This is a genomic window from Rhodobacter capsulatus, from assembly GCF_052363185.1.
GTDB lineage: Bacteria > Pseudomonadota > Alphaproteobacteria > Rhodobacterales > Rhodobacteraceae > Rhodobacter > Rhodobacter capsulatus_E.
This window is the reverse complement of sequence record NZ_CP198955.1, coordinates 1,482,390-1,494,156: the sequence shown is the minus strand read 5'-3', so window position 1 is coordinate 1,494,156 and position 11,767 is coordinate 1,482,390. Positions and strand designations below refer to the sequence as shown.

9 protein-coding genes are annotated in these 11,767 nt (G+C 64.6%); 2 read left to right on the top strand and 7 right to left on the bottom strand.

The genetic code is table 11. The features are described 5' to 3' along the window. Positions 1-175: 175 nt before the first annotated feature. Positions 176-2,029: a TRAP transporter large permease gene (locus tag ACTTAG_RS07490; protein WP_444465210.1), complete on the bottom strand. Its 1,854-nt coding sequence runs from the start codon at positions 2,027-2,029 to the stop codon at positions 176-178. Positions 2,030-2,031: 2 nt separating this feature from the next. After that, the gene (locus tag ACTTAG_RS07485; protein ID WP_444464880.1) at positions 2,032-2,604 is read right to left on the bottom strand and encodes a TRAP transporter small permease subunit; all 573 of its coding nucleotides are present in this window, start codon (positions 2,602-2,604) and stop codon (positions 2,032-2,034) included. A 597-nt stretch (positions 2,605-3,201) separates the two neighbouring features. On the opposite strand from ACTTAG_RS07485, the gene ACTTAG_RS07480 reads away from it, so the two are divergent. Further along, the gene (locus ACTTAG_RS07480) at positions 3,202-4,947 is read left to right on the top strand and encodes an acetolactate synthase 3 large subunit (RefSeq protein WP_444464879.1); all 1,746 of its coding nucleotides are present in this window, start codon (positions 3,202-3,204) and stop codon (positions 4,945-4,947) included. Between the two features lie 82 nt (positions 4,948-5,029). Further along, positions 5,030-5,590: an acetolactate synthase small subunit gene (ilvN, locus tag ACTTAG_RS07475; protein WP_444464878.1), complete on the top strand. Its 561-nt coding sequence runs from the start codon at positions 5,030-5,032 to the stop codon at positions 5,588-5,590. A 46-nt stretch (positions 5,591-5,636) separates the two neighbouring features. On the opposite strand, the gene ACTTAG_RS07470 is transcribed toward ilvN, so the two are convergent. From ACTTAG_RS07470 to nuoN, 5 genes are all read right to left on the bottom strand, one after another. Beyond that, positions 5,637-6,923 carry a DUF3422 family protein gene (locus ACTTAG_RS07470; protein ID WP_444464877.1) on the bottom strand — a complete coding sequence of 429 codons (1,287 nt, stop codon included), beginning with the start codon at positions 6,921-6,923 and terminating at the stop codon, positions 5,637-5,639. A gap of 197 nt (positions 6,924-7,120) precedes the next feature. After that, entirely contained in the window at positions 7,121-8,746 is a 1,626-nt protein-coding gene (locus ACTTAG_RS07465; RefSeq protein ID WP_444465209.1) for a ribonuclease J, read from the bottom strand. 47 nt (positions 8,747-8,793) lie between these two features. Next, positions 8,794-9,570, bottom strand: a complete 777-nt coding sequence (locus tag ACTTAG_RS07460; protein ID WP_444464876.1) for a type III pantothenate kinase — start codon at positions 9,568-9,570, stop codon at positions 8,794-8,796. A 9-nt stretch (positions 9,571-9,579) separates the two neighbouring features. Next, positions 9,580-10,338, bottom strand: a complete 759-nt coding sequence (locus tag ACTTAG_RS07455; protein WP_444464875.1) for a biotin--[acetyl-CoA-carboxylase] ligase — start codon at positions 10,336-10,338, stop codon at positions 9,580-9,582. Further along, positions 10,328-11,764, bottom strand: coding sequence for an NADH-quinone oxidoreductase subunit NuoN (gene nuoN, locus ACTTAG_RS07450; RefSeq protein WP_444464874.1), 1,437 nt, complete (start codon positions 11,762-11,764; stop codon positions 10,328-10,330). Before nuoN ends, ACTTAG_RS07455 begins: the two co-directional genes overlap by 11 nt. Positions 11,765-11,767: the final 3 nt, after the last annotated feature.

Sequence of the window (11,767 nt, the reverse complement as noted above, 5' to 3'; positions counted from 1 at the left end):
GGTCTTGTCACTCCTCGCGCGCATTGCGACTTTGCCGGGGCTTCGTGTCAAGCGGTCGCATGGGCAAAAAGCCGCAGCGCAGAATTGACGTTACGGCATTTTCCGCGCCGCGGCGGGGTCGGCGCAAAGGAAAACGGCGGCCCCGGGGGACCGCCGTCTTGTTCTGTCATCCGGCTCAGTTGCCGGTGATCGGCGCCCCGCCCAGACCCAGCGGCGCGGGAATGCCAAGGCTTGCGCCCCCGGCAGGCGGCGTAACCGGCTGGCCCGCAGGCGCGCCCAGACCCGGCGGCGGACCGCCCAGCCCTCCCGGCGCGGGCAGCGCGGCCCCGGGGGCAGGCAGCCCCCCGATCGGCGGCAGGCCCATGCCGCCCGGAACGCCCAGACCACCGCCCAGGCCGCCACCCAGACCACCGCCGATCCCGCCCGGGATCGAGATGGTGACATTGGACACATCGACCGGCTTGCCCTTGTAATGCATCACCAGCTGCGGGAAGGCGATCACCACCGCGATCATCACGATCTGGATGCAGACAAAGGGCACCGCCCCCCAATAGATCTGCGAGGTCTTCACCGGATCGGTCAGCTTGCCCGTCACCTTGTCGAGGAAGGGCACCTTCGGCGCCACCGAGCGCAGGAAGAACAGCGCAAAGCCGAAAGGCGGGTGCATGAACGAGGTCTGCATGTTCACCCCCAGGATCACCCCGAACCAGATCAGGTCGATCCCCAGCGCCTCGGCCGGTGCCACAAGAAGCGGCACGATGATGAAGGCCAGCTCGAAGAAATCGAGGAAGAAGGCCAGGAAGAACACCAGAAGCGAGACGAAGATCAGGAACCCGGTCTCGCCGCCCGGCAGCGACACCAGCAGATGCTCGACCCAGATATGGCCGTTCACCCCGTAGAAGGTGAGCGAGAAGACCCGCGCGCCCAAAAGGATGAACATGACAAAGGCCGAAAGCCGCGTCGTGGCCGCCAGCGCCTCGCGCACGACCGTGACGCTCAGCCGCTTCTTCACCGCCGACAGGATCAGCGCCCCCACGGCCCCCATCGCGCCGCCCTCGGTCGGCGTGGCGATGCCAAGGAAGATCGTGCCCAGCACCAGGAAGATCAGCGCGAGCGGCGGGATCAGCACGATGATGACCTGCTGCGCCAGATGGCTCATCCGGTTCAGCCCCGTCGCCTTGTCGATCAGCGCCATCGCATAGACGAAGACCACCGCGATCGAGGCCGCAAGGATGCCCGCATTCTTCGCCGCGCCCGTGCCCGCCAGCCAGTATTTCGACGCCACGAAGACGGCAATGCCGATGCCCATGGCGACAAGGAACGAGGTCACCCCCTGCCCCAGCGTGCGCGCCTCCTTGGGCAGCGCGGGCATGGAATTCGGGCGGATGATCGACATCACCAGCACATAGGCCATGTAAAGCCCGGTCAGCACCATGCCGGGGATCAGCGCGCCCTTGTACATGTCGCCGACCGACCGGCCCAACTGGTCGGCCAGAACGATCAGCACAAGCGAGGGCGGAATGATCTGCGCCAGCGTCCCCGAAGCGGCGATGACACCCGAAGCGATGCGCCGGTCATAGCCATAGCGCAGCATGATCGGCAGCGAGATCAGCCCCATCGCGATCACCGAGGCGGCAACGACGCCGGTGGTGGCGGCCAGCAGCGCGCCGACCAGGATCACCGCATAGGCAAGCCCGCCGCGCACGGGGCCGAAGAGCTGGCCGATCGTGTCGAGCAGATCCTCGGCCATGCCGGATTTCTCGAGCAAGATCCCCATGAAGGTGAAGAAGGGAATCGCCAGCAATGTCTCGTTCGACAAGACCCCCCAGAACCGTTCCGGCATCGCATTCAGAAGCGGCCAGTCCAGGTTGATCGAGCCCCCCGAAAGCGGCGCCAGCTCGACCCCGATGATGAAAAAGACAAGCCCGTTCGCCGCCAGCGCGAAGGCCACCGGATAGCCCAGCAGCAGAAAGACGATCAGCGAAACGAACATGATCGGCGCCATGTTCTGCGCGATGAGTTCCATCAGCATCACATGCCGTCCTTTTCAACGAAGGCTTCGGCCGTGCCATGGTGGCCGGCAAAGGTGTGCGGATCGGGGATCAGCCCCATCATCACCCCGATCTTCTTGATGATTTCGGAAAGCCCCTGCAGGAACAGAAGACCAAAGCCGATCATCAGCAGCGATTTCGCCGGCCAGATGATCAGCCCGCCCGAATTGGTCGACACCTCGCCCGAGCGGATCGACATCATCAGCCACGGATACATCAGCCAGATCATCAGCACGATGAAGGGCATCAGGAAGAAGACATGGCCGAACAGGTCGATCCAGTGCTGCACCCGGCGCGAGAAGGCGCCATAGACGATGTCGATGCGGATATGTTCGTTCTGTTTCAGCGTATAGGCCGCGGCCAGCAGGAAGGCGGCGCCGAACAGATACCATTGCGCCTCGAGCCAGGCGTTCGACGAGACGTCGAAGATCTTGCGGATGGCCGCATTGGTCGCCGAGACCAGAACCGCCACCAGAATGAGCCAGGACACCGACTTGCCGATGAATTCGTTGATGCGGTCGATGACCCGTGCGAGGGCAAGCAAAGCGCCCATCGTCTCCTCCCCTTCCCTTATTTCCCTTGGCCCCGCGGGGGGCTGCGGCCTTCCTTGCCGGGTTGCGGGGCGGAAATCAAGAAAAACGGCCCATTCCGGTCCGATTATCTTACCAATCCCACGGAAGTTCGGCGAGGCGATGGTCCGAATGGGGGAAAGGATAGAGATTTGACCAAATGAAGAAAAGCGAAAACGCGCCGCCTTCGGCCTTTGCAACCGGCGCGCGAAACCGCCCCGCCCCGACTCGGCACGGGGTTTCTTCTTGGCCCAAATACGCCCTTGCGCGGCCCGAACCGGGGGCAAATTTTCGGAAATGTCGCGCGACTTGCCGGTTTGCGCAACTTTCGGAACGCTTTTTGGCCGGACCGCGACATTATATTCACGGATTTGCCGTTGACGCTGTTCCGATCCCCCCCTAATGTCCGCCGCGACAGCAGGAAAGGATCAGCGATGCTCTCGCTTCTTGTCGTAGGGAAGGATGGACGCATGGGCCGGTGACGGTCGACCATGATGGTTCCCATGCGCCCTCGCCAGACCAGCGGGGGCCTTTTGTTGAGAAACGGGCGGGGTTCGAGACCCCCGGAAAGGACGGAAAAGATGTCGCGGCAGATGACCGGCGCGGAAATGGTGGTGCAGGCGCTGAAGGATCAGGGGGTCGACACGATCTTCGGATACCCGGGCGGTGCCGTCCTTCCGATCTATGACGCGATCTTTCAGCAAAACGACATCCGCCACATTCTGGTGCGCCATGAACAGGCCGCGGTGCACATGGCCGAAGGCTATGCCCGCTCGACCGGCAAGCCGGGCGTGGTGCTGGTGACCTCGGGCCCCGGGGCGACGAATGCGGTGACCGGCCTCACCGATGCGCTGATGGACTCCATTCCGCTGGTGGTGTTCTCGGGTCAGGTGCCCACCTTCATGATCGGCACCGACGGCTTTCAGGAGGCCGACACGATCGGCATCACCCGGCCCTGCACCAAGCACAACTGGCTGGTGAAGGACCCGGCGAAACTCTCGGAAACGATCCATCAGGCCTTCCATGTCGCCACCTCGGGGCGGCCCGGGCCGGTGCTGATCGACCTGCCGAAGGACGTGCAATTCGCCACCGGCCAATACACGGGGCCGAAGCTTGCCCGCGTCGATCACTATCAGCCCAAGGTCAAGGGCGATATAGAGGCGATCACCAAGCTGGTCGAGCTGATGGAAAAGGCGGAACGGCCGATCTTCTACACCGGCGGCGGGGTGATCAACTCGGGCCCCGGGGCGTCGCAACTGCTGCGCGAGCTGGTCGATGCGACGGGCTTCCCGATCACCTCGACGCTGATGGGGCTGGGCGCCTATCCGGCAAGCGGAAAGTCTTGGCTGGGCATGCTGGGCATGCACGGGCTTTACGAGGCCAATCTGGCGATGCATGGTTGTGATCTGATGATCAACCTTGGCGCGCGGTTCGATGACCGCATCACCGGGCGCGTCGCCGATTTCAGCCCGCAGTCGACCAAGGCGCATGTGGATATCGACGCATCCTCCATCAACAAGATCGTGACGGTCGATCTGCCGATCGTGGGCGATATCGGCCATGTGCTGGAAGACCTGCTCAAGGTCTGGAAGGCGCGCGGGCGCAAGGTGAACAAGGACGGTCTGGCCAAATGGTGGGGCAAGATCGAGGAGTGGCGCAAGGTGCGCTGCCTTGCCTACACCGGCTCGGACAGCATCATCAAACCGCAATATGCGCTGGAGCGGCTCGAAGCCCTGACCAAGGGGCGCAATCGCTACATCACCACCGAAGTCGGCCAGCATCAGATGTGGGCGGCGCAATATCTGGGCTTCGAGGCGCCCAATCGCTGGATGACCTCGGGCGGTTTGGGCACGATGGGCTATGGTTTCCCGGCCTCGATCGGGGTGCAGATCGCGCATCCCGACGCGCTGGTGATCAACATCGCGGGCGAAGCGTCGTGGCTGATGAACATGCAGGAAATGGGCACGGCAACGCAGTTCCGCGCGCCGGTGAAGCAGTTCATCCTGAACAACGAGCGGCTGGGCATGGTGCGGCAATGGCAGGACCTGCTGCATGGGGGGCGCTATTCGCAAAGCTGGTCGGAAAGCCTGCCCGATTTCGTGAAACTGGCGGAAAGCTTCGGCTGGAAGGGCATCCTGTGCCGCGATCCGAAGGAACTGGACGATGCGATCATGGAAATGATCAATCACGACGGGCCGGTGCTCTTCGATTGTCTGGTCGAGAAGCATGAGAACTGCTTCCCGATGATCCCGTCCGGCAAGCCGCATAATGAAATGTTGCTGTCGGCCGATGCGGCGGCCTTTGCGGGCGGCGCGGCGCTGGTGTGAGAGAGCGCCGGGGGGCGCTGCCCCCCGGACCCCCCCCGGGATATTTCCGGCAAGATGAAAGACATTCGGAAGGGAGAGGGCAATGGCCGCTCTGAACATCAAGAAAGGCTCCACGAGCCACTCCGCCTATGACCTGCGCGACTTTCATTCGGATGTCGAACGCAGCCACACGCTTGCGGTGATCGTCGAGAACGAACCCGGGGTTCTGGCCCGGGTGATCGGGCTTTTTTCCGGGCGCGGTTACAACATCGACAGCCTCACCGTGGCGGAAATCGACCACAAGGGGCACCGGAGCCGCATCACCATCGTGACCCGCGGCACCGAAGCGGTGATCGAGCAGATCCGCGCGCAGCTGGGCCGGATCGTGCCGGTGCACGAGGTTCACGACCTGACCACCGAGGCGAAGGCGGTGGAACGCGAACTGGCGCTGTTCAAGGTCACGGCGACGGGCGAGAAGCGGGTGGAATCTTTGCGTTTGGCCGATATCTTCCGCGCCTCGGTGGTGGACAGCACGCTCGAAAGCTTCATCTTCGAGATCACCGGCACCTCGGAAAAGATCGACGCCTTTGCCGAGCTGATGCGGCCCTTGGGGCTGGTCGATGTGGCCCGCACCGGCGTGGCCGCGCTGGCCCGCGGCGTCTGAACAGGCGCTCCGGAACAGGATCAGGGGGCCTTGCGGGCCCCCTTTTTCAATGCCCGACGCCGTTCCTGATCCGGCGCAGCGCCAGCCAGACCACCGCGACGACCAAGGGCGTCAGCCCGGCCACCGCCATTTCCTTGCTGATGCCGATTTCCTTGGCGATCGGATAGACCGCATAGGCCGCAAGGCTGACCGCGTAATAGCTGATCGCCACCACCGAGAGCCCCTCGACCGTGCGTTGCAACCGCAACTGCAGATCCGAGCGCCGGTCCATGCTTTCCAGAAGCTTCTGGTTCTGCGCCTGCCGCGCCACATCGACCCGGGTGCGCAGCAATTCGCCCGCCCGCGCCGCGCGTTCGACCATCGCATTCAGCCGCACCTCGGCCGATTTCACCGTCCGCATCGCCGGATCATAGCGGCGGTTCATGAATTCGGAAAACTTCTGCCGCCCGTGGAAGCGGGTTTCCCGAAGCACCTCCACCCGCTCGTTCACGATCGCCTCATAGGCCGCCGTGGCGGAAAACCGGAAGGTGTTCGTCACCGCAAGGCTTTCAAGCTCGGTCGAGACTTCGAGCAGCCGATGCAGCGTATCCTCGGCCGGATGGGCGTCGTCGTTCATCAGCGCCACGAGATTGGTCAGTTCCGGGTCGAGCCGGTTCAGCGCCTGCGTCAGTTCCCGCGCCCGGCCCAGACCCAGCATCGACATCGCGCGATAGGTCTCCATCTCGCAGATCCGCTGCACGATCCGGCCAATGCGCCCCTGCCCGGTGCCGGGCTTGGCAAAGACCGCAAAGCGCATCTGCCCGGCCGGGTCGATGCGGAAATCGGTGGCGATCACCGCGGTTTCCTCCAGCACCCAGGTGCAGACGAGGCTTTCGGGCACGAACCAGCTGTCGATCAGGGGCAGGATCGCCTCGGCATCCTCGGGCAGGTCCTCGACCCGGATCGAGACCGCCGCCAGACGCCGCCCCGGGGCGCCCTGAATCCAGTCGGTCGGAAAGACCTCGGCCTCGGCCGGATCGAAGGGCCGCGCCGACACCCCCGGCGCATAGGCCAGAAAGGTGGTGAATTCGGTGTGGCTGTCCCATTTCAGCGTATGCCGCCCGATCTCGCCAGAATAATGGGTGACATCGCCGGGCGGAAGCGCCGCGCCATACCGGGTCAGCAGGTCGCACAGATGCGCGTGATCCCTGGCGCGGTCGCGGTTGGCCGCGTCGAAGGGTTCCTTGATCGCAAGATAGACGACATGCGCGGGCGCCCCGACCGAGGGGAAGGGACGGGCGTGCAGCTCGTTCACCAGCGCATAGCGCAAGGGATGGTCGTCGATGGGCGTCATGGGAAAGCCTTTGGCTGTTGTCTTGTCATGCTCTGGCGTCGAGATAATCCTGCACGGGGACGGCGCAAGAACGGAAGGGGGGGAATTCACGCAGCTTTGCGGCATACCGGCGCATACGGGCATTGCTGCAACAGCGAAGGCGCGAAAACGAAAGGCCCCGGCAGCGCCGAGGCCCCCTGCCCGCGATCGAAAGCGGCTCAGTCGGCCATCAGCCGCGAGACCACCACCGTCACCTCGGGTTTCTTGCCGATCTCCTCCATCGAGACCTGCCGGGCGATGCGGCGCAGCGCTTCATCCAGCTTGTCATCGTCGCGCACCACCTTGTCCGGCGCGCTTTCCAGGAAGGCCGAGAGCTCATCCTCGATGATCTTCATCAGATCGCCGCCCGATTTGCCGCGCTCGGGCAGGCCCATCAGCTCCACCCAGGCATCGCCAAGGGGGGCGTCGTCCTCGTCCAGGATCACGGTGATCAGCACATGGCCGTTCAGCGCCATGCGGATGCGTTCGCGCACGACGCCATCGAGCGCGCCGATCAGCACCGTGCCATCCAGATAGAGCCGCCCGGTCTCGATATATTCGACCACTTTCGGCGCGGGGCCGGTCAGGTCCAGCATCGTGCCATTCGTCGCCACCTCGGTCGCGATGCCCTTCGACAGCGCGATCTTGGCATGTTCGCGCAGGTGGCGATGTTCGCCATGCATCGGAATGAGGATCTGCGGCCGCAACAGATCATGCACCGCATCCAGATCGGGGCGGTTCGCATGCCCCGAGACGTGATAAAGCCCGCCCCGGTCATCGACCACATCGACGCCCATTTCGCTGAAAGCATTCATGATCTTGATCACGCCGCGTTCATTGCCCGGGATCACCTTGGAGGAAAACAGGAACGTGTCCCCTTCCTTCATCGAGAGCCCCAGATATTTGCCGCGGCTGAGCTGCGCCGTGGCCGCGCGCCGTTCGCCCTGCGAGCCGGTGACGATCAGCATCAGGTTCTGGCGCGGCACATCCACCGCATCCTCGGGCTGGATCGTGCCCGGAAAGCCCTTGAGAACATTGGCCTCTTCGGCGACCTGCACCATCTTGCGCATGGCCCGGCCCAGAAGACAGACCGAGCGCCCGGCGGCCCGGCCGGCCTCGGCGAGCGTCTTCAGACGCGCGACGTTCGAGGCGAAGGTCGTGGCGACCACCATCCCCTTTTGCGACGCGATGAAATCACGAAGCGGCGCCACCAGCGTCGATTCAGACCGGCCCGGGTTGTGGGTGAAGACGTTCGTCGAATCGCAGCACAGCACCTTGATGCCCGCGCCCTCGTTCGCGATTTCATGCCATTCGAGCGGGTCAAAGGGCTCGCCCACCACCGGATTGCCGTCAAGCTTGAAATCGCCCGTATGCACCACGCGCCCCGCGGGCGTGTCGATGATCAGCGCCGAGCTTTCCGGGATCGAATGGCTGACGGGGACGAATTGCACCCGGAACGGGCCGACATCGACCGCCTTCGGGCGCGGCTCGACCACGCGGATCATGTCCGAGGTGAGCCCGGCCTCTTCCATCTTCATCGCGACCAGCGCGGCGGTGAAGCGGCGGGCAAAGACCGGCGCGCGCAGTTTGGGCCACAGATGCGGCATGGCGCCGATGTGATCTTCATGGCCGTGGGTCAGGAAGATCGCATCGATGCGGTTGACATTGGCTTCCAGCCAGGCCGTGTCGGCCATGATCAGATCGACCCCGGGCGAGCCGTCCATGTCCGGGAAGGTCACGCCCAGATCGACGACGATCAGCCGTTCCTTCCCCTCGGGTCCGTAGCCATAGACATAGGCATTCATCCCGACTTCGCCGGCACCGCCCAGAGGAAGGTAGATCAGTCGCTCGCTCACGCCCCAAGTCCCTTGTTGTAATCGAAGATCAGACGCAGACCATGCATGGTCAGGTCGTCCTCGACCTTGTCGAACAGATCGAAGCCCAGATCGAAGAGAGAGGCAAGACCCCCGGTGGCAATCACCTTCATCGGACGGTCGCGTTCCATCCGGATCTGCCGCACGATGCCTTCGACAAGGCCGATATAGCCCCAATACACCCCGGATTGGATGCAGGCCACCGTATTCGTGCCGATCACCCCTTGCGGTTTCGTGACATCGACATGGGGCAGCGCGGCCGCCGCCATATGCAGCGCCTCAAGCGACAGGTTGACGCCCGGCGCGATCACACCGCCGATATAGGCGCCATCGGGGGCCACGACGTCAAAGGTGGTGGCGGTGCCGAAATCGACCACGATCAGATCGCCGCCATGGCGGTCATAGCCCGCCACCGTGTTCACCAGCCTGTCCGGCCCGACCGTGGTGCCCAGATCGACGCGCGGCGCCACCGGCAGCTCGCAGCCCGGTTTGCCGACGACATAGGGGCGGCAGTCGAAATAGCGGTTGCAGAGCACGCGCAGGTTGAACACCACCCGCGGCGCGGTCGAGGAGATGATCGCCTCGGAAATCCGGCCCTGCAGGCCCTTGAGCTGCATCAGCGTGTTCAGCCAGACGAAATATTCGTCGGCGGTGCGGCGGTGATCGGTGGCGATGCGCCAGGTGGCGGCGAACTCCGCCCCGTCCCAGACCGAAAACACGGTGTTGGTATTGCCGCAGTCGATGCACAAAAGCATGGGGCGCCCCTAAAAGAAGATATCCGCCGCCGAGATCGCCCGCCGCCCCGAGCCGGTCCCAAGGATCAGCGCACCCGTGTCGTCGATCGTCTCGAAGGTGCCCGTCAAGGTTTCCGTGCCGGTGCGGGCGGTGATCCTTTGCCCGATCCTGGCCGCGCGGGCAAGCCATGCCGCGCGAATGGGGGCAAAGCCGTAGCGTTCAAAGGTTGCGGCATAATGCGCGAAAGCCCGCGCGAGCGGCGGCAGGAAGTCGAGCGGCGGGATCTTCAGCCCGGTTTCGCCCATGAGCGACACCGGGGCGACGGCGCCCGGCTCCAGCGCGGCGGCGGGCGGGGCCTCGGCCAGATTGACGCCGATGCCCACGGCCAGATGGCTGATCTGTCCGCCGCTGCCGACGCTTTCCAGCAAGATCCCGGCGATCTTGCCGCCGTTCAGCAGCACGTCATTGGGCCATTTGATCGCGGTGACGGGGCCGGGCCCGGTGACCTCGGTCAGCGCGGCTTCCAGCGCCAGCGCCGCGACAAAGGAGTAAAGCGCCGCGGTGGGCGGCGTCACGGCCGGGCGAAACACCAGCGTCGCGGCGAAATTGCCCGCAGGCATCAGCCAGTCGCGGCCGCGCCTGCCCCGGCCCGCGGTCTGGCGATGCGCAAAAACCCAAGCAGGCCCCGCAAGATGCGGGGCCAGTCGGGCCGCTTCGGCCATGGTCGTATCGGTTTGCCCAAGGACGTGGCGGGCCACGCCCTCGGGCCAGTCGGGATCAGTTGACAAGAGAGGCCGCCGCCGCCTGTGCCGCGCCCTCGACGCCCGCCATGTTCACCGCACCGCCCAGCATCGCCACCGCCGCAAGGACGAGGAAGGCGAATTGCAGCGCGGGCATCCGGCCGTCGAGCGGCTCGGTCTTGGTGCCGAAATACATGAAATAGACGATGCGCAGGTAGTAGAAGGCGCCGATGACCGAGGCCACCACCGCCGCCACCGGCACCCAGACGAACCCGGCCCCGATCGCCGCCTTGATCACGGCGAATTTGGCAAAGAAGCCCAGCATCGGCGGCACACCGGCCAGCGAGAAGAGCAGCACCAGCAGCGCAAAGGCCTTCACCGGATCGGTCTTCGACAGCATGTTCAGCGCGGCGATGTCGGTGACGGGTTTGCCGTCGCGTTCCATCGACAGGATGAAGGCGAAGGTGCCGACGTTCATCACGATATAGATCGTCATGTAAAGCAGCATGGATTCCACGCCCGCCGCCGTGCCCGCCGCCAGACCCAGAAGGCCAAAGCCCATATGCGAGATCGAGGAATAGGCCATCAGCCGCTTGATGTCGCGTTGCCCGATCCCGGCGATGGCGCCCAGATACATCGAGGCGAGCGCCAGCGCGGCCAGGATCTGCCCCCATTCGCCCGGCACCTGACCGAAGGCGTCATGCACGACCCGCGCGATCAGCGCCATCGCGGCCAGTTTCGGCGCGGTGGCAAAGAAGGCGGTGACCGGGGTGGGCGAGCCCTCGTAAACGTCCGGGGTCCACATGTGGAAGGGCACGGCCGAGACCTTGAAGGCAAGCCCCGCCAGCAGGAAGACCAGACCGAAGAGAAGACCGATCGGCAGGTGACCCTGTTCGACCACGGTGATGATGCCCGCGAAGGTGGTGGTGCCCGCGAAGCCGTAAACCAGCGAGGCGCCGTACAGCAGCAGCCCCGAGGAGAGCGAGCCGAGCACGAAGTATTTCAGACCGGCTTCCGACGACACCGCCGAGTCGCGCCGCAGCGCGGCCACGACGTAAAGCGCCAGCGATTGCAGCTCGAGCCCGACGTAAAGCGACATCAGATCGCCCGCCGAGACCATCATCATCATGCCGACGACGGCCAGCACGATCAGGATCGGATATTCGAACCGCAGCAACCCGCGGCGGCCCATGTAATCCGAGCTCATCGCCAGAACGGCGGCGGCGGACACAAGGATCACCACCTTGGAGAAGCGCGCGAAGCCATCGGCGATGAAAAGCCCGCCAAAGGCCGTTTCCGTGCCGCTGCCGAGCCCGATGATCAGCGCCAGCACCAGCATGGTGACGGCCGAGGCCCAGAGGATGGGTTTCGCCACCCTGTCCTTGCCGGTCCAGACGCCGAAGAGCAGCACCCCCATCGCATAGATGGCCAGCAACACTTCGGGCAGGACGAGAGAGAATTCCGCTTTTGTCATGGG

Coding starts and splice junctions, on each gene's coding strand:
- ACTTAG_RS07485 (WP_444464880.1), bottom strand. CDS start 2,604: ATGGGCGCTTTGCTTGCCCTCGCACGGGTCATCGACCGCATCAACGAA.
- ACTTAG_RS07480 (WP_444464879.1), top strand. CDS start 3,202: ATGTCGCGGCAGATGACCGGCGCGGAAATGGTGGTGCAGGCGCTGAAG.
- ilvN (WP_444464878.1), top strand. CDS start 5,030: ATGGCCGCTCTGAACATCAAGAAAGGCTCCACGAGCCACTCCGCCTAT.
- ACTTAG_RS07470 (WP_444464877.1), bottom strand. CDS start 6,923: ATGACGCCCATCGACGACCATCCCTTGCGCTATGCGCTGGTGAACGAG.
- ACTTAG_RS07465 (WP_444465209.1), bottom strand. CDS start 8,746: ATGAATGCCTATGTCTATGGCTACGGACCCGAGGGGAAGGAACGGCTG.
- ACTTAG_RS07460 (WP_444464876.1), bottom strand. CDS start 9,570: ATGCTTTTGTGCATCGACTGCGGCAATACCAACACCGTGTTTTCGGTC.
- nuoN (WP_444464874.1), bottom strand. CDS start 11,764: ATGACAAAAGCGGAATTCTCTCTCGTCCTGCCCGAAGTGTTGCTGGCC.